The sequence below is a fragment of the Bradyrhizobium sp. CCGB12 genome (assembly GCF_024199845.1).
Classification (GTDB): Bacteria; Pseudomonadota; Alphaproteobacteria; order Rhizobiales; family Xanthobacteraceae; genus Bradyrhizobium.
In genome coordinates, this window is record NZ_JANADO010000001.1 from 8,851,187 (window position 1) to 8,869,445 (window position 18,259).

General features: G+C 62.3%; 11 protein-coding genes. 1 reads left to right on the forward strand and 10 read right to left on the reverse strand.

Annotated elements, in window-relative coordinates; genetic code table 11:
* Positions 1–165 precede the first annotated feature (165 nt).
* Positions 166–672 carry a YkgB family protein gene (locus NLM27_RS40660; protein WP_254148603.1) on the reverse strand — a complete coding sequence of 169 codons (507 nt, stop codon included), beginning with the start codon at positions 670–672 and terminating at the stop codon, positions 166–168.
* Between the two features lie 47 nt (positions 673–719).
* Positions 720–1,256, reverse strand: coding sequence for a carboxymuconolactone decarboxylase family protein (locus tag NLM27_RS40665; RefSeq protein WP_254148604.1), 537 nt, complete (start codon positions 1,254–1,256; stop codon positions 720–722).
* Between the two features lie 123 nt (positions 1,257–1,379).
* On the opposite strand from NLM27_RS40665, the gene NLM27_RS40670 reads away from it, so the two are divergent.
* Positions 1,380–2,360 (forward strand): AraC family transcriptional regulator, encoded by a 981-nt coding sequence (locus NLM27_RS40670; RefSeq protein WP_254148605.1) that lies wholly within the window; start codon positions 1,380–1,382, stop codon positions 2,358–2,360.
* Positions 2,361–2,399: 39 nt separating this feature from the next.
* Here the strand turns inward: NLM27_RS40670 and NLM27_RS40675 are convergent, their stop codons facing one another.
* The 8 genes from NLM27_RS40675 to NLM27_RS40705 all read right to left on the reverse strand — a co-directional run bounded on the left by NLM27_RS40675 (position 2,400) and on the right by NLM27_RS40705 (position 18,084).
* The gene (locus NLM27_RS40675; RefSeq protein WP_254148606.1) at positions 2,400–2,717 is read right to left on the reverse strand and encodes a hypothetical protein; all 318 of its coding nucleotides are present in this window, start codon (positions 2,715–2,717) and stop codon (positions 2,400–2,402) included.
* A gap of 132 nt (positions 2,718–2,849) precedes the next feature.
* The gene (locus NLM27_RS40680; RefSeq protein ID WP_254148607.1) at positions 2,850–3,281 is read right to left on the reverse strand and encodes a VOC family protein; all 432 of its coding nucleotides are present in this window, start codon (positions 3,279–3,281) and stop codon (positions 2,850–2,852) included.
* Between the two features lie 29 nt (positions 3,282–3,310).
* Positions 3,311–5,074, reverse strand: a complete 1,764-nt coding sequence (locus tag NLM27_RS40685; RefSeq protein ID WP_254148608.1) for an MOSC and FAD-binding oxidoreductase domain-containing protein — start codon at positions 5,072–5,074, stop codon at positions 3,311–3,313.
* 58 nt (positions 5,075–5,132) lie between these two features.
* Complete coding sequence (locus tag NLM27_RS40690) at positions 5,133–6,011, reverse strand: DUF427 domain-containing protein (protein ID WP_254148609.1); 879 nt, start codon at positions 6,009–6,011, stop codon at positions 5,133–5,135.
* Between the two features lie 159 nt (positions 6,012–6,170).
* Positions 6,171–6,620, reverse strand: coding sequence for an ATP-binding protein (locus tag NLM27_RS43905; protein ID WP_309144786.1), 450 nt, complete (start codon positions 6,618–6,620; stop codon positions 6,171–6,173).
* Positions 6,621–6,724: 104 nt separating this feature from the next.
* Positions 6,725–11,692 (reverse strand): AAA family ATPase, encoded by a 4,968-nt coding sequence (locus NLM27_RS40695; protein WP_309144787.1) that lies wholly within the window; start codon positions 11,690–11,692, stop codon positions 6,725–6,727.
* Positions 11,693–11,835: 143 nt separating this feature from the next.
* Complete coding sequence (locus tag NLM27_RS40700; protein WP_254148610.1) at positions 11,836–16,995, reverse strand: AAA family ATPase; 5,160 nt, start codon at positions 16,993–16,995, stop codon at positions 11,836–11,838.
* 561 nt (positions 16,996–17,556) lie between these two features.
* On the reverse strand, positions 17,557–18,084 hold the full coding sequence (locus NLM27_RS40705) for a DUF417 family protein (RefSeq protein ID WP_254148611.1): 528 nt from the start codon (positions 18,082–18,084) through the stop codon (positions 17,557–17,559).
* Positions 18,085–18,259: the final 175 nt, after the last annotated feature.

Here is an 18,259-nt window from a genome sequence, read left to right on the forward strand (position 1 = left end):
GCGACGCGCGGCTGCCAAAACCGGCGACCTTTGCGAACCCAAACAAGGTTCGATCCGATAGGAAGCGAACTCGCGCTCGTGCGGATGGAAGGTCGGCGCGAACGCGCAATCGCCGGCGAACTCGAAAGCTCACCGGCGACGCGTCGCCGCTCGGCAGAGTGCCACCTAATGCCGGATCAGGCGAACCAGATCCTGCCGCAACAGGTAGAGGGAGACCGCAAGCAGGACGACATCCTTCATCAGGAAGGGCACGTTACCCGTCATCGCCGGGAAGCCTCCCGCGGCGATGTCCCAACCCTCCGGCATGAAGGGAATGATGGTAACGGTCGCAATGAAGGTACCGGTCGAGCCCAGCGCTCCGAGCAGGCCAAGCCGGTGGCTCCAGAAGCCCGCGAGCAGCAGCGCGCCGAAGGTCCATTCACAAGCGCCGAGGAAATAGCTGGCGCCGGCGTGGCCGAACACGGGATAGAGCCACCAAATCAACGGCCCGTTGCCGATGAAGGGGACCAGCCGCTCGAACTCATATGCAAACCACTTCTGATAACCGAAGAAGAAGAACATGATCACCATCGAGGCGCGGACGATGTGGTAGTCGAGGTCTTCCGCGAGCAGGCCAGAGCCGTTTAGCGCACGGACAATCGGATTTTGGGCAGTTGCGGCAAGCGTAGTCATGGTCGTGATCCTTTCATGGTTGAGATCTGAAACCTCGCGCAGTGGCATCACGCGACGGCGGGGAAGTCGATCTCGGTGTCGTTGATGCGGTTGAAGACGTTGGTGAACACGGTGGTGGCGAAGGCGAGGCTGATGTCGACGAGCTGTGCGTCGCTATACCCGGCTGCCTTGATCGCGGCGAAATCCGTGTCGCCGACCGTGCCGCTGGTGCGCGCGAGCTTGTCGACGAAGGCGACCAGCGCATCACGCTGGGCATCGCCAGTCGGCTGGCCGTCGCGGATCTGCTTCAGCACCTCCGGTGTCAGGCCGACGAGCTTTCCGAGATGGCTGTGGGCGGCGACACAATAGTCACAGCGGGCAGCCTCGCTGATCACCAGCTTGATGATCTCCCTGTCGGACTTGGTCAGGCCCCCGGAGGCGAGCACGGTGTCTGCGGCGAGGATGGCCTTGAGCGCGGCCGGGCCGTGGGCGGCGAGCGCCGCAAAAGTGTTCGGCACACTGCCGATGGCCTTCTTGATCTGGGCGTAGACCTGGCCGGACGAGCCGGCATCAACTTCGAGGTTCGGAACGGGAAGACGGGACATGGTGGCACTCCTTGGTTGGGGGTGGTGAACGATTGCGGAGTGACAGTATGGTCCGGTGATGAGATATTGAATGCTATAAAAGCTCCTATATATGCTCATTCGTCTCAATCAAAGGAAGGCATGATGGATTGGCTGAGCCGGCTGTTCGAGATGATGCCGGTGCGCGGTCGTTTGGACCTGCGCTGCTCCTACGGCGCTCCCTGGCGCATCGAGCAGGGGCCGAGCGAGGCGAATGAGATTCCCTATCACGCGGTCGTCGGTGGCTCAGCCGTCTTGGAAGACCCGGCGGGCGGCAAGCCCCTGCGGCTGGGGACCGGGGACATTCTCCTTCTGCCGCGTAATCCACGACATGTCATGCACGACGGCGGCGGCGCTGCGCCGCTGAAGGCTCACAACCGCGCGTCGCTCAACTTCACAATCAGCGAAAATCCCGGCTCGGACGCGCGGCTCGATCTGTTGTGCGGACATTTTTCGATCGCCCCGCCGCACGACCGCCTGCTGCGCAATTATCTGCCACCGGTCCTGATCGTGCGCGCCGGCGCGCAGGCCGGCGAGCGGGATACTGCCGGCCAGCTCGCGGGCCTCGTTGCCCTGATGCGCAGCGAGACGGCAGATGATCATCTCGGTGGCCGTGCGATGCTGAACGCGCTGTCGACGGCGATGTTCGCGCTCGTGCTTCGTCTCGCGAGCGAGACCGGGGATGCGCCGCGCGGGCTGCTTGCGCTTGCAGGTCACCCGCGCCTCGCGCCAGTGGTTGCGGCGATGCTCAACGAGCCTGCGCGCGCATGGACGCTGCCCGAGCTCGCGCAGCTCGCCAACATGTCGCGTGCAACACTTGCCCGTCAATTTCAGGAGAAGGTCGGACGTTCACCGAGCGATCTGCTGACCGACATCCGCATGACGCTGGCAACGAATGAATTGAGAAAAGGGTCGATCTCGACTGGTGCGGTCGCGGAAGCAGTCGGCTATCAGTCGGAGGCGGCGTTCCAGCGGGCTTTCAAGAGCCACATGGGCATCACCCCCGCGCAATGGCGAAAGGCGGCGCAGGCTCCAGCGACGATTGACGGGCTGGAGCTGGCGAACGCAGAGGCGATATCGGGTTGAGAATGCCTGGGCCGGCGGGCGTTGGGTGGCCGGTCCACCTCAGCATCCACGGCAGATGATGAGCTTGCGATCCAGCATCCGGTCGTGCTGCTGCTGCTCACGCTCCCAGGCCGACAGAGCATCCGATTGAGGCACGTCAGCCCGGCCCGGCTGATGGTGGCCAACCGGAGCGAGCCAGGGCAGGTGCGAGGTCGGGGCGGCCGAGGCGAGACGCTCGGCGGCCCGCGACGGTAGATCGGGGAGGGCGTCGAGAGAGGTGCTTCGGTCGGTGGCATGTGCAGGCGACAGCAGGCCAATCATGAGAAGGCCCGCAACAGCGGAACGGATCGAGCGTGCCTGGTTCGAGCGATGCGACATCGTGGCGCTCCCTTGATGGAGGCTCGGGATGAGCGGCTCCGTTGCGGTCCACAATAGTCGTGAAGGCGAAAGGTTGAATGCTGAGCGATCTCGGAGATATGCTCGTTCGTCCCAAAGGTGTCGCCGCACGCGTCAATCGGCGCGGTAGCCTCGTTCCTGGAGCATCCAGCTGTTGCCATCCGGGTCCGAAAAGTCGGCGAAACTGGCGTAGTCCCCGCGCGCGGGATCCAGTCCGGGAGCAAAGCCGCCGTCCCACGCGCCGATCGGCGTCTTGTGCCTGATATCACTGACCTGAACGCCACGTTCCAACAGGTCGCGGCGCGCTGCCTCGAGGTCCGTGACGACGAGATAGGCGTTACGAAGCGATCCTGCGGGCGCCTCCGTGATGGCCTTGCCGATCTGGATCGAGCAGCCCGAGCCGGAGGGCGTGAGCTGCACCACGCGGAATGCGTCATTCGGCGAAAAGTCGACGTCGAGCGCGAAGCCGACCTGATCGACGTAGAAGCGCAGCGCCCGCTCGACGTCTGACACGGGAACGGTGATCACCTCGACCGAAAACTTCATGATGGCCCCGCAGACTGCATCCCTGCGATCTACAAATCGATGACGACATCCCCAACCGGCTGTGAACAGCAAATCAGGAGATTGCCGTCGGCCGGCTGATCGAGCGGTAGCGGCTCATAGGCCACCGCGCCGGAAATCAGGCCGCTCTCACAGTTGTGACAGACGCCAGTCCGGCACGACCAGCGGACCGGAACGTCACACGCCTCGGCGAGCTCCAAAATGCTCGCGTAAGCCGACGGTTTCCAATGGACGGCGATACCGCTTCGCGCGAAGGATACCAGCGGGCCGCTGTCGGCGGGATCTTTGGGCGGATGCGGAGCTCGTACGGTGGCCCCGACAATGCCGGGCGTCAATGACTCGCCGCCATTGAAAATTTCCATATGAATCCGCCCGGGAGACATACCGAACGCCGCAAGCGCCTGCTTCATGTCCGCCATGAAACGAGCCGGCCCGCAGAGGTAGACATCCGCTTCATGCGGGATACCGATGTCCTCGAAAACCGATTGCGACAGGCGGCCAGGAGCATCGAAATCCTCGCCCAACTTGGCGCGGGGATCCGGTCTGCTGTAGCAGACGAAGCTGCGGCCCTGGGGGAGGGCAAGCATGAGGCGGCGTACTTCGTGCGCGAATGGATGATGCCGGCCGTCGCGCGCCGCATGCAGCCAGAAAACCTGTCGTGTCGAGCGGGTCGCTGCCAAGGCGTGCAACATGGCCAGAACGGGCGTCGCGCCAATCCCCGCGCTGAGCAACACCACCGGCCCCTCCCCGGGTTGCAGGGTAAATCCTCCGCGCGGAGAACTCACCTCGAGAAAGTCGTCTGCGTGGATGTGCTCGCTCAGGTAATTGCCGGCCGTCCCATTTGGCTCGATCTTCACACTGATCCGATAGCCCTGTGTCGATCGAGGACCCGAGATTGAATAACTGCGAATGAGTGGCGAGCCGTTGGCTCGCGGAAGGCGCAGGACCACGTACTGGCCGGGCAGAGGCGGTGGCAGCGGCTCACGATCCGGATCTTGCAGGGAGAGCGAGACGACGTCCACGGCCTCTCGATCGATCGACGCAATCACGAGCAGTCGAAATCCCGGAGTGACCGGATGTGACGCGGCTGCCGGAGCAAGGCCCGCGTTGCCGCTCCTCCTCGCATCAGTCGTTTGGCTTTGAAGCAATGCCTCAAACGACAAACGCCATCCCTGCGAAAGTGCTTCGATCCGCAAGGCACGCTCCAGCCGATCGTGCGGGTGACTGGACGAATAGAGCAGTGTGTTGATCTCGGCGACGGTCATCCGCTCGTCTGCCTCTCCCACCTTCACGATCTCGTCGCCGGCGCCGACCTCGCCTTCGCCTAGGACGCGGAAGTAGAACCCTGGCCGTCCGCTGGACGTCAGCAGTGCCGGCATCTTCGGCTCGTTGGTCCGAATGCCGACGCGATAGCAGGTCACGCGGGGTTGGGTGACCTCGAACACGGCGCTGCCGATCTGAAAACGATCGCCTATGCAAACGGCATCGTCGGGTAGCCCTTCAATCGTGAAATTCTCGCCGAACTGACCGTAGACGAAGTCAGCGCGGTCCAGTTGCTTCTGCCAGTGGTGATAGGATTCGATCTGGTAGACGAAGACTGCTCGCTGCTCACCCCCGTGGCCGCCCAGATCGCCTTGACCATCTCCGTCCAGGTTCAATCGACCAACCCGACAGCGGCCACGCACCGGATTTTTCCAGATCCCGGTACGTATGGTGCGATTCTTCCAGGCGATGTCGCGAGGAAGTCCAACATTCACCGACAGGAGTCGCGCCATGTGCCGCTCCATTTCGACCGATCCAGGCATCTTTCTAGCCGGTTGTAGCCCCTTTGGGCTAGCTGCCAGGCGTTGGTGCGGGAGCCACCTCGGCGATGTCAAGATTGCGATCGGGACCGTGTGGAACGACTGACTGGCCGGCTTCGAGACGCATCTGCGTGCCGTCGAGATGGACCGTCACGACGTCCGGCTCGAATGATACAAAATTGGAGATACGGCGGACTTCGGAATAAGCGTCGGGGTAGGACCAAGCCGCCTGGCGGGCCTCTCCGATGGAATAATAGCTGCAAAGACCTTTGTACGGACAGAAGGTCTGAAGCTTCACCGGAGTGAGGGCAGACTCGTCGATATCGGCACGTGGAACGTACCAGCGGGGTGCAAAGCCGGATTCGTAAAGCACCAGGGCCCGCTTCGTATCGGCGATGACTCGATCCTGATGGTTGACCACGAGGTGACGAGAGGTCTGGCGGATGTCGATGCGGTGATAGGGATCGGCGGCGTGACCCACGATGCGTTCGTCTTCCTCGTAGAAGGCATCCATGGCCCGCCAGGCGAAGGCGATCAGACCGTGCAAATCGTTCGCATAGGCGGGCAGGTCGGTGTGCTGCCAGGCTCCTCGCGTCGCGATGTGTTGCTCGTCCGCCCGGACGCTGTACCAGGACGTGGACCCGAGGTCGGCGTGTTGGGTGCTGTGCTCGGTGCGTTCGAGGACATGGGGCGAAACGTCGGCCGCCGGGAAATAGGCTACGGGATAACGGCCCGGTTCGAACAGCAGGAGGGCCCTCTCGCTATCGGCGATCCAGCGTCCCCCAAAGTGCACGCGCATACGGCGGCGTAACGGTTCGACGTACAATAGTCGCTTGGGTAGCTGCTCGGGGACGAGAAAGCGGCCGATTGTTCCCGTTGAAAGCGGGCCTTGTTGCCAGGACAGTCCCAACTGATCTCTCCCTTTAGCGTATCGTCAGCAGTGCCGGCCTGTTCCCGCCCATGTCTGGTTTCGCCGGCGCGATCCGATGGGCTATATTTCGTCCGTAGCCCGGTTTTGGTTACAGGTCATCCCGCCATTTCCGCGCTGTGATGACGCCGGCCGAGATGTTCAGCCGACTGCAAATCCGTCATCAATCGGGACGGTGAACTGGAAGACCGCCCCCCGCGGTTCGTTTGTGGTCACCCACAGTCTGCCGCCGTGCGCAACGATGATCGAACGGCATATCGACAGTCCGACACCCAGGCCTCCCGACTTGGTCGTGTAGAAAGGTTCGAACAGCCGCGCGAGTCCCTCTGCGGACAGGCCCGGCCCCGAATCCGCGACCGACACCAGTATGCTCTCCGCATCTGCGCGCGCGGTCCGGATCAGCAGTTCGCGCTTGCCTTCCATGGTTCCGCTCAGCGCCTCGATGGCATTCAGGATGAGGTTAAGCGTCACCTGCTGCAGCTCGACGCGGTCGCCGATGACCTTGGGCAGACGATCGGCGAATGCCGTCTGGATCGAGACGCCGTTCCGTGCTGCTTCGGTTTGCGTGAGCTCAATGACGTGACCGATCACGCTGTTGATCGCCAGGGAATCCCGTTTGGGCGGCGATTTTTTTATCAGATCGCGGATATGCCCAATGACCTCGCTGGAACGGATGCCGTTCTCGATGGCGCGTGTCAGCGCCCTGCGTGTCTGCTCCAGCGCCGGTGGTGGTGATCGAGCCAGCTCAATGCTGCCTGCGCGCTGGCGATGACGGCAGTGTTTGGCTGATTGACTTCGTGGGCGATCGACGCCGTCAGTTGTCCCGTCACCGCCACGCGGTTGGCGTGGGCCAACTCCATCTGCGCCTCGCGGTAACGCTGCTCGTTCTCGCGTGCCTCGGTTTCTGCGCGCTTGCGCTCGCTGAGATCCAGCACGAAGGCGACACCCTGCTCTTGCTCGTCATCGAACAGGGCTCCACCGGTCAGCACCGGCACCCGGCTGCCGTCCTTATGGAAGAACGCCTTCTCAAACGGCTTGACAACCCGCGTCGCCTTCAATTCGGCGCGGGCGCGATCGGTACGCTCCTGCCATTCGGGCGGCGTCAGATCTACCCAGTGCAACCGGCCTGCAGCGAGATCATCGCGATCATATCCTAAGGTCTTCAGGAAGGCCTCATTGGCATCGAGAATGTCGGGAATGTGATCGAAGATGAAGATTCCGATAATGTTAGATTCGACGAGCCGGCGAATTTTCGACTCCCGCTCCTGAAGCTCCCGATACAGACGGGCATTGTCGAGCGAGGTCGCAGCTTCGGACGCGAGAAACTTGAGGATCGCGATCCGGGCGGGGGTGAATACGCGCGAGGCAAGATTGTTCTCGAGATACAGAAACGCTACCGCCCTGCCTTGCTTGATGAGTGGTACGCATAGGGCTGACCGGACACGCTTTTGCTTGATATATGCGTCGTCGCCGAATGCGCTGCTCGTCGAGGCATCGTCGAGCACGACGCTTTCTCGCGTGCGAGCCGTGTAGAGTACGATCGACATCGGCACTTCAGCGGCGGAGATCGGTGAATCGGCTAGATCGAGAGCGACCGAACCGCCGCCAGTCATCGCCTCCGCCCGAATTCTCAGCTCGGAACCCCTCGGCAAAATCAGCACGCCGCGTTCCGCACCCGCGTGCTCGATGGCTGAACGAAGCAGGGTTTCCGTGAGCCTCTCCAGCACGATCTCGCCTGAAACGGCCTCCGACACCTGGAGAACCGTCGCGAGATCCAACTGCTCGACAGGCGCTCCGATCGTGCCTGCGGCGTTGAGCGCGGATCCTCGCTCCCGCAGACCCGGATAGAGTTCCTCGAGCTGGCGCACCTTCGCCTCGGCGCCCCAGCGCGCGTAGCAATCGCGCGCTTTCACCAAGTAGGACAGAACGACCGTTCGAATGCCGCGCGCCTCGTAGAACTCTGCTGCGCGCTCAGCGGCGATCGCCTCGATCTGCACAAATCCGGATTCTTGCGCCAATCGGATCGATTCTTCGTACAGCTGTTCCGCCTCGAGCTCGCGACCTTCGAGACGCGCAAGCTCCGCAGTGACGAGCTTCTGCCGGGCGGCAAAGTTCGCCGGGCAGCGGTTGGACCAGACCGTGAGCTTGCGGTGGTGCTCGCGGAGGTCGCTGAGGCATCGCTCGCGATCTTCGGGGCGTGATGCGTGATAAGCCCCGGCATGAGCAAGCGCCGTGTAGAACCGGTATTCGGTAAAGTCCGAATAGGAGCGGGCGCACCAGGAGAGCTCTTCGGCGCGTGTGGCGAGGTCAACCGCGACGTCGTTACGTCCGGCAAGGACCTCGATCTGAATTTGCGTCGCGTAGTAGAAGAAGGCGCTTAACGGTTCGCTCGTAGCCGGAGGCTGAAGCGCTCCCGGGCTCTCGAAGCCATTCTTCCCATCGCACCCCGTAAGGCTCCGCGCCAGATCCCTCTGCTTGACCAGACCCTCCGCAGCCAGCCGGACCCCCACCCCCTCCGCGAATGACAAGGCCCGCTCGGCGCTCGAGCAGACTTCCATGAGCGAATCGCCGCAGAAGAGATCCACCGATATCAGTCCGCGGTGTGCGTACGCCGCGAAGGCCAGCTCTCCAGTCGTCAAACAGATTGCAAGAGCGCGCTGAATGAATGGCCTTCCCGATCGGATCGGGCGAATCCATGGGGTTACGTGGAGGCCGAATACCAAAAGCGCGCGGCGGCTCAATCCTATCTGGGGCTGCCTGTCAGCAAGGGCTGCGCCAAATTGTGATAGTCGGAATCCGAGTTCGGCATCAGCTGAGTTACTCGCGAGCACGCCGAATATCGCGGTCAGCGGATAGCACGCTTCAGGGCTGATCCCGTGCTCGATCGTCAGCCGGGTGGCCTCTACGAGCATGATGTCGGACAGGTTGCGATCGGTGAGAAACGCAGGCGTGAGGAGGTCGGCCAAGACGCACATCGTTGCTCGATGATTTGGATCGGTCATCGGCGGCAGCGCGTGAAGCTGGTCGTCGGACAGTCCTTCGGCCAAACTTCGCAGACGTTGCCGATCTTTATCCACCTCGCTTCGGCCGGGATGAGGGGACCAGTCGATCCCGGTCTTGTGCAGGAATGCAAGGCAGACGTCTACCGCCGGCTCGAGCTGTCCCGCAGCGGTATACAGCTGCGCCTGAAGTCTGGCGACCTCAGCGCTTGCCTGAATGTCCGATCGGCTCTGTGACAGGATCGTCAATTCCGATTCGGCTGCGTTCAGATCGCCAAGCAGAAATTTGCATTCGGCGTGCAGCAGGCCGATCTCGAAGGCGTCCCGGCTGCATCGCGGATATCCTTCCTCTCCGAGCAGTTCGCGGGCAACTTCAAGGTAGGTTGTCGCCGCGTGGTATGCCGTTGCATTTCGCGCACGCCGGCCTGCAGCGAGATTGACGGCAATGACCTGATTGCGTTCGGCGCCCCTTGCCAAAGCGGCGATGCCGCGGTTGAGTTGGTTGGCAACGATATAGACGCGCTCGTTGGGTTCGTCAGGCGTCAGCTGTGCTGACAGGGCCATGCCGATCCGAAGGTGCAAAGCCATTCGCCTCTCCCGGTCCGGTTCAAGCCCATAAGCGGCCTCTTGTACGCGATCGTGCACGAATGCGTAGGAGTTCTTGAGGCGTCGAACCAGCTCGAGACGTGTCGCGTCTCTCATATCCGCGTGAAGCGTCTGCTCCGATCCTCCGTGTACGAGGCAGAGCATTGCAACCTCGGCGATGCTGCCCAAACAGGCGAGCTCGAGCAGGGCCTGACGTGTCTCGTCGCGCAAGCCGCTCAGCTTGCCGACCATGAGATCTGCGACGTTTTCGGCGTAGCTTTTGTCCTTGATGCGTTCGAGGTCCCAGCGCCATTGCATTTTGTCGTGATTGAAGGTCAGCAGCTTTTCTTCGGCCAGCGCCTGCAAAAACTGCGTCAGAAAGAACGGGTTGCCTCCCGTCTTCTCGTATACCAGCTCGGCCATCGGCATGGCGTATGCTGGCTCGCAGCGAAGTGCATCCGCAGTGAACTTCCAGACGGCATCGCGAGTGAGGGGGGCAAGGTCGACCTCTCGAACGCGCTTGCGGGAAGCGCGAATTTCCGTGAGCCATTGTGCCAGCAGATGTTTGACGTCGACATCGTTGGGTCGATACGCGGCGACGAGAAGCAGATTCCGCAAGTCGGATCTGTTCAGAAGATCCTCTATCAGTTCCAATGTGGCCACGTCGAGCCACTGCAGGTCGTCGAGGAAGAGCACGAGGGGATGGTGAGGCTTGGCAAAAATGGCTATGAAGCGTCGAACGACGAGTTGGAAGCGTCTTTGTGCATCTTGCGGGAAGGTCTCCGGGACAGGCGGTTGATCCCCGATCACTAGCCGCAGCTCCGGTACGAGATCGACCATCAGTTGACCGAGATGACCCAGCGCTTCGCGCAGTGCGCTACGCCAAGGTGCCAGATCGGCATCGCTCTTGGCGAGAAGGCCCCGGATGAGGCCCTGAAGAGCATGCGCGAGCGTCGCGTAAGGCATGTCGCGCTTGTGCTGATCGAATTTTCCGGACGCGAAGAACCCTCCCAACGGGATCAAGGCCTTGTGCATTTCGTCGACGAGAGCGGACTTGCCGATACCGGAGGGGCCGGACACCAGAATCAACTCGGGCGTGCCGCTCCGGGCGACGCGATCGAACGAGGCAAGCAACGTCTCGATCTCGTGTTCCCTACCGTATAGTCGTTCCGGAATCAGCAGGCGGTCGGGTGTATCGGTCTGGGCCAGAACGAAATCGTCGATCCGTCCCTGCGCTTCCCATTCGGCGAGAGACCGTTCCAGGTCGTTCTTGAGGCCGACAGCGGTCTGGTAGCGATCTTCGGCCGTCTTGGCGAGAAGCTTCATGATGATCGCCGACACGACGCGAGGAACGCCATTGACCCGTTCGGCGGGCGGAACGGCTTGTCTCGCGACGTGGCTGTGCACCCACTCCATCGGATTGACCGCGGTGAACGGCAGCGCGCCCGTGAGCATCCGGTAGAACGTCACGCCGAGCGCGTACAGATCGCTGCGGGAATCGACGGACCGGTTCATGCGGCCGGTCTGCTCGGGCGCCATGTAGGCCAGCGTGCCTGCGATGGTCTCGGGCGGTTCGAGCCGTTGTCGCTCACGCGGCAAGCGAGATGCGAGGCCGAAGCCGGTGATCCTGACTTCGTCCGCCCCGGTCACCAGAATATTTACCGGCTTCAGATCCTTGTGGATCAGACCCCGGCGATGGAGCTGGTCGACGGCGATGGTGATGGCGAGAGCCAATCGCAACATGCGGTCCAGCTTCATCGGCGCGCCGAGCAGTTGCTGCTCGAGCGGCTCGCCGCCGAGGTCCTCCAATATCAGTACGGTTCGACCGCCGTCGCGGATCAGCTCCAGCGGCTGCACGGCGCAAGTCCCATCGAGCTCGTCGCGCAATGCGAATTCGTGGGCAAGCCGGTCGAGGACCGCGGCAGGCGGGTGTTCCGCGGCGGCCTTGACGATCAGGACACTCTTGGCGCTACCATCGGCGCCCCGGCGCAATTCGCGGCAAAAGATGCGCTCGCCGTCGTCCCATGAGGCCTTGAGACCGGCATCGCCGTACGTGGGAATCCGTGAGGATACGTGCATCTGCCGGACTCCGGAACTAGCCGGCCACTCGGATGAAAACGCGGGAAAGGTGCTTGCCTGTCCCGTTCGGGAACGTACTCCCAACACCAGTCCCCAACAATAGCCGGGATCGGGCCGTCTGGGCGCGGATGTCGGAGAGCGGCTTAGCCAACCGCAAAGCCGTTATCGATCGGCACGGTGAATTGAAATACGGCTCCGCGCTGTTCGTTTACAGCCGCCCATAGTCTGCCGCCATGCGCAACGATGATCGAACGGCATATCGACAGTCCGACACCCAGGCCGCCCGATTTGGTCGTGTAGAAGGGGTCGAATAGCCGGTCGATACCCTCCGGAGACAGGCCCGGCCCGGAATCCGCGATCGATACGAGTATGCTGTCGGCATCTGCTCTCGCGGTCTGGATCAATAGCTCGCGCTTGCCCTCTGTTGTCTCGCTCATGGCTTCGATGGCGTTCAGGATCAGGTTGAGCGTCACTTGTTGCAGCTCGACGCGATCGCCGATGACCTTGGGCAAGCTATCGGCGAACGCCGTCTGGATCGAGACACCGTTCCGCGCCGCTTCGACCTGAGTGAGTTCGATGACGTGACCGATCACGTAGTTGATCGCCAGAGAATCCCGCTTGGGCGGTGCTTTCTTTACGAGATCGTGGATGCGCCCAATGACCTCGCTCGATCGGATACCGTTCTCGATGGTGCGCGTCAGTGCCCTGCGCGCCTGCTCCAGCGCCGGCGGGCGGTGATCAAGCCAGCTCAATGCTGCCTGCGCGCTGGCGATAATCGCGGTGTTCGGTTGATTGACCTCGTGGGCGATCGACGCCGTCAGCTGGCCCATCACCGCGACACGGTTGGCGTGGGCGAGTTCCATCTGGGCCTCGCGGTAACGCCGCTCACGCTCCTGAAGCTCCCGGTACAGTCGCGCATTTTCGAGCGACGTCGCGGCCTCGGACGCGAGAAATTTGAGAAGAGCGACCTTTCCCGGCGTAAATGCGGCCTTGGCAAGATTGTTCTCGAGATACAGCAGAGCGACCAGGCTGCCTTGCTTCGTGAGCGGAATGACCAGTATCGACCGTGCGCTCTTGAGCTGGATGTAGCGATCCCCACCGAAGGCTCCACTTTCCGCAGCATCGTCGAGAATAACGCTCTCATGCGTGCGGGCCGCGTACAGGACGAGCGATTCCGGGATTTCCATCTGGGAGATCGGTCGATCGCACAGATCGACATTGATCGGAACTCCCTGGGTCGCCGCCTCCGCGCGGATCCGCAGCTCCGCGTCTCGCTGCAAGATCAGCAGCCCTCGTTCTGCACCGGCGTGCTCGATGGTCGTACGCATCAAAATGTCGATCAGCTTCTCGAGAACGATCTCTCTGGACACGGCCTCCGAGACTTTCAGGGCCGCTACGAGGTCCAGATATTCGACCGGTGCACCGATCGTATCGGTCGCGGTCAGCGCGGGTGTGTTTTCCGCGAGGTGCGGATACATGTCGTCGATTTGCCGTACCTTGCCATCGGCTCCCCATCGGGCATAGGCATCGCGCGCATTCCGACGGTATATATCGGCGAACGCGTCATAATCGCGAGCCGCATAGAAGTTCGCAGCCAGTTCGTAGGCGAGGCCCTCTTCCGAAACGAGTCCGTTTGTGCGGGCCGAGCGAACCGCGTGTTCGTAGAGGCGCATCGCATCGGAGTCGCGGCCCTCCAGCCGGGCGATTTCGGCACCGACTAGCGCCGCGCAATGCTCGAAATTGTCAGGGCAATTCTCCGCCCAGGCCCGGAGTTGCCGGTGATGCGCGGTTATGGTGTCGATGCGCCGGAGGCCGGCGGCGATCGTTTCCGGCAGTGCAGCCAGAGAAAGCGCAGCATAGAAATGATACGAAGCGGCCTCCGCCGGGGTCAGTGGGGTCCATCGCCGCCGCTGCAGCCTCGACAGGATGTCGACCGCCGATGCGTGGTCGCCAGCAAGGAAGCGCGCCCGAAGCTTGAGGATCCAGTAAATGCACTCTGCGCGCCACAAATTCGGGTTGGCGGCGAAGTGTTCTTCGATCCGAAGCTCGTCGAACTGCTCGTCGTCGAAGGAGCCGAATCTCGGCGTCAACCCGCGCAGGGTCCGGAACAGTCCGAGTTGCGCGGCGATGATGTCCTCGATGAACCCGAACCCCATCTTCCGGGCGAAGGCGAGGCCAATCTCGGCCTCGCTCAGAACCTCGACCAGTGGATCGCCTGCCTGGAAGAGATTGCCATTCAGATTGCTGCAACTGTATGCCGCATAGGTCAGGTCACCGCTCCTGTGAGCGCTCTCGAAAGCGCGGCGAAGGAGATCGCGCGCGGCCCTGAAGTGCCTGGTCCACGGCACCACGTGTGCGCCAAAGATCAGATAGGTCGCAGCCTGGAAGCGGGTCATTCCGCGCTGCTCGACCAATTCATAGCCGAGTTCTCCGAAGCGAAAGCCGGATTTATAGTCGCCGAATTGAAGGCCGGCCACCATTCCGAGCTGCACATAAGCAACACACGACCCGTCGCTATGGCCCCATTCGAGGCCGAGATTGACGGCCCGGCAGATCGTGAGGGAAAGGAGGTTCATATCAGTGAAGAGGGCAGGCGGCAGGAGCTTGGTCAGAACATCCATGGTTGCAAGAGAGGCTGGGTCGCTCATCAATGGCAGCGTGACGAGGTCTTCGATGCTGCGCTCCCTAATGCCCGACCAGATGAGATCATATTCGCGGCGCGCCTCTGCTTCCGTCGGGTTGGGAGACCAGTGCACGCCGAGCTGCCGCAGGTACCCAAGGCCGACGTCGACGGCCCGGCTGGACTGGCCGAGCGTCGTATAGACATCCATGCGCAGGCACGCGACGGCGGCCTGTTCGAGCGAATTGGCCGCCCGCGTCGCCAGTGTAGCCAGACGATCGTCCGCGACGGCTGGTTCGCCGGTCAGGAATTCACACGTGGCCCGATTCATTTCCAGCGTGAAGGCGAGCTCGTGCCGCCGCACCCAGCAATCGGCGCTCAAGAGCCCGCTTCCGTTGGAAAGATAGGCAAGTGCCGAGCTATAGGCGGAGGATGCCTTGGCGCGTTGGCCGGCAATCAAGTTGAGCTCGGCGATTTGCTCGCGCTCGCCTGGAGAGCCGACGAGGGAAAGGCCGCGGTTGAGTTGGTTGACGATATCGAAGATTGCCGTCTCGCGCTGCTCGGGCGGCGTGCGTGCCACCAGGAGTCGGCCGATTCGCAAGTGCGACGCAGGCCTCTCGGACTCGAGAATAAGTGCGTAGGCGGCTTCTTGCACCCGGTCGTGCACGAACCTGCAGTGCCGGTCCTGAAGCTCGACCAGCTCGAGCCGCACTGCGTCGATGAGATCCAGCTGGACCTGCTGTTCCGGTCTGCCCAGCATCAATGACAGAATCGGGATCTCGGCGCTGCTGCCGAGGCATGCAAGCGTCTGCAGCGCCATCCGCGTTTCGTCGGGCAAGCGGCCCAGCTTGCGGATCATCAAGTCGACGACGTTTTCGGTATAGCCTTTGGCATGGATGCGCTCCAGGTCCCACTGCCATTGGCTCATCTCGTGATCGAAGGCCAGCAATCCTTCCTCCGAGAGTGCATGCAGGAACTGGATCAGGAAGAATGGATTGCCGCCCGTCTTCTCATGGAGAAGCTGCGCCAATGGCGCGGCGCCCGCTGCCTCGGAGCGAAGCGCATCCACGACGAAATGTTCGGCGTCGGCGCCGTTGAGGGAGGCCAGGCTGAGTGTCCGGACGAGCGCGCCCGAATCGTGAAGTACGGCGAGCTTGTGCCTCAGCGGATGGTCGGCATCGATCTCATTGCTGCGATAGGCGCCGATCAGCAGGACATGTTGCAGGTCCGATCGGGTCAGCAGCTCTTCAAGCAGATCGAGTGTCGCAGCGTCCAGCCACTGCAAATCGTCGAGGAAGAGCACAAGCGGCCGGTCCGGTCGCGCGAAGACGCAGATGAAACGCTGCAGGACGAGTTGGAATCGTCGCCGAGCGTCTTGCGGCGAAGCCTCCGGGACCGGCGGTTGATCGCCGATGATCAGTTTCAATTCGGGAACCAGATCGACCACCAGCTGGCCGTTCGGCGTCAATGCTTCGCAGATGGTGTCGCGCCACGCTGCGAGTTCGGCCTCGTCCTTCGCAAGGAGACGACGAACGATGTTCTGAAAGGCCTGCGCGAGTGTCGCATAAGGGATGTCGCGCTTGTACTGATCGAACTTGCCCGAGGCGAAGAGGCCGCCGAGCGGGACCAGGGCTCTGTGCAATTCGTGGACGATGGCGGACTTGCCGATACCGGCATAGCCCGAGATCAAGACGAGCTCGGGCGTTCCGCTCCGAGCGACGCGGTCGAATGAGGCGAGCAAGGCCTCGATCTCGTGTTCCCTGCCGTATAGCCGCTCGGGAATCAGGAGGCGGTCCGGTTGGTCCGCTTCGCCGGGCGTGAAGCCGTCGATCCGCCCTCGCGCTTGCCATTCGACAAGGCAGTGCGCGAGGTCGCTCTTGAGGCCGGCTGCGGTCTGGTAGCGGTCCTCGGTCGTCTTGGCGAGGAGCTTCATGACGATCGCCGACACGGCAGCGGGCACATCATTGAGCCGTTCGGCAGGCGGAATGGCTCGTCTCGCGATGTGGCTGTACACCCATTCCATCGGATTGGCCGCGGTGAACGGCAGTGCGCCCGTGAGCATCCGGTAGAACGTCACGCCGAGCGCGTACAGATCGCTGCGGGAATCGACGGACCGGTTCATGCGGCCAGTTTGCTCGGGGGCCATGTAGGCCAGCGTACCCGCGATGGTCTCCGGTGGTTGGAGCTGCTGTCGCTCGCGCGGCAGGCGAGATGCGAGGCCGAATCCGGTGATCCTGATCTCGTCCCCTCCGGTCACCAGGAGATTTGCCGGCTTCAAGTCCTTGTGGATCAGACCCCGCCGATGGAGCTGATCGACGGCGGTGGTGATGGCGAGAGCCAATCGCAAAAAGCGATCCAGCTTCATCGGCGTGCCGAGCTGCCGCTCGAGCGGCTCGCTGCTGGGATCTTCCAATATCAGCAAGGCTCGACCGCTGTCGCGGATCAGCTCCAGCGGCCGTACGGCCCAGGTCCGGTCGAGCTCGTCGCGCAAGGCGTATTCATGGGCGAGCCGGTCGAGGAACGCGGCCGGCGGATGCTCCGCTGCGGCCCTTACGATCAGGACACTGTTGACGTTGCCATCGGCGTCTCGGCGCAATTCGCGGCAAAAGATGCGCTCGCCGTCGTCCCACAGAAGTTCGAGACTGGCATCTCCGTGCGTGGGGATCGGCGAGGACACATTCATCTGCCGGACTCCGGTGCCGGCCGGCCGCCTCGTGGAGAAGGCCCGCCAAGCGTCCAATCGCCCCCTCATCACCCTACTCCCCGGAAAAGTCCCCCACAACGGCAACCATCAGAGCGAACCTGCCAACTTCACGCTGGTCGCTCCTCTGGTCTCCAAGATTCGGAGATGCTGCCACAAACGTTACAGGCGGATTTGCATTTGATCGGGAACTCCGAGTGACAAGCAACCTGGTTGAGGTTCAGACCCGTCAGCTCGAACGCGGTGGAATTGGAAGATTCTTCGAAAGGTCATTCAGCGTGGATAGCGTCAAGGTCCATAAACGCGCGCCGCAAACCTGTGCTCACGTTCAGAGTGAGCTGGGAGCCCGTCCGTCGCAGCTCTGCATGATCGCCTGCCACGCCTGGAATACGCTCGGCTCCGTCGCGGCCGCTTGGGAGGCTGCGTTCATCAGGAGTTGATCCCCACCCGCAGCTCATCGGCAACAACCTCGCCAATGTGGCCGAGCGGCTCATCGCCCGTCACAGACGACGATGATCTTGCGCTTGCAAGCGCCGATTGGCGCTACTGCATCGCTTCCTGCCGGACAATCCCGTTCTGAGCCGGGGACACTTTGGCCGCTGCCCGGAGGATGTCCTGCTTGAGCAGATAGACTGAAGCCGCAAGCAGCACGACGTCCTTCATGAGGAAGAGGAACGGCAACGTGGCCGCGGGAAAGCCGCCGGCCGGCGCAGCCCAGGGATCGGGGAAAAACGGAATGATCGTCACGGTAGCGACGTAGGTCGCGCATGAACCCAGTGATCCCAGGACCGCCAGTTTTCGGTTCCAGAAACCGAGCAGGAGAAGCAATCCAAAAAGCAATTCCGCAGAGCCCAGGAAGTAGGCTGCCCCGCGCACGCCAAACACCGGATACAGCCAGAAGATCAGAGGCCCGTGGCTGATGAACGAAATCAACGCATGCGCCTCGTAGTCGAACCATTTCTGGCAGCTGAAGACGAAGAAGACCACGATCATCGCCACACGGGTGGCATGGTAGTCAAAATCGCCCCTGACCAGATCGAGCTCGGACAGTTTTTTTATGAGATGGTCCATCTTATGTCGTCTCATCATCGAGGTCGCGGATTGGCGTCAAGGGTGGCGTCGACGTTTATCGTCATCGGAACGGTAGCCAAGCTTCGAAGGGCGTGCTGTGCGCGGGTTATCACGCGTTTCTCAAAATTGCGCCGTTCGGACGCGGGCGACCGGCATCTGCGTGGCCTGACCTCGC

What these genes read in the sequence shown, in the direction of transcription:
- NLM27_RS40660 (WP_254148603.1), bottom strand. Translation starts at nt 672, where the DNA reads ATGACTACGCTTGCCGCAACTGCCCAAAATCCGATTGTCCGTGCGCTA.
- NLM27_RS40665 (WP_254148604.1), bottom strand. Translation starts at nt 1,256, where the DNA reads ATGTCCCGTCTTCCCGTTCCGAACCTCGAAGTTGATGCCGGCTCGTCC.
- NLM27_RS40670 (WP_254148605.1), top strand. Translation starts at nt 1,380, where the DNA reads ATGGATTGGCTGAGCCGGCTGTTCGAGATGATGCCGGTGCGCGGTCGT.
- NLM27_RS40675 (WP_254148606.1), bottom strand. Translation starts at nt 2,717, where the DNA reads ATGTCGCATCGCTCGAACCAGGCACGCTCGATCCGTTCCGCTGTTGCG.
- NLM27_RS40680 (WP_254148607.1), bottom strand. Translation starts at nt 3,281, where the DNA reads ATGAAGTTTTCGGTCGAGGTGATCACCGTTCCCGTGTCAGACGTCGAG.
- NLM27_RS40685 (WP_254148608.1), bottom strand. Translation starts at nt 5,074, where the DNA reads ATGGCGCGACTCCTGTCGGTGAATGTTGGACTTCCTCGCGACATCGCC.
- NLM27_RS40695 (WP_309144787.1), bottom strand. Translation starts at nt 11,692, where the DNA reads ATGCACGTATCCTCACGGATTCCCACGTACGGCGATGCCGGTCTCAAG.
- NLM27_RS40700 (WP_254148610.1), bottom strand. Translation starts at nt 16,995, where the DNA reads ATGAATGTGTCCTCGCCGATCCCCACGCACGGAGATGCCAGTCTCGAA.
- NLM27_RS40705 (WP_254148611.1), bottom strand. Translation starts at nt 18,084, where the DNA reads ATGGACCATCTCATAAAAAAACTGTCCGAGCTCGATCTGGTCAGGGGC.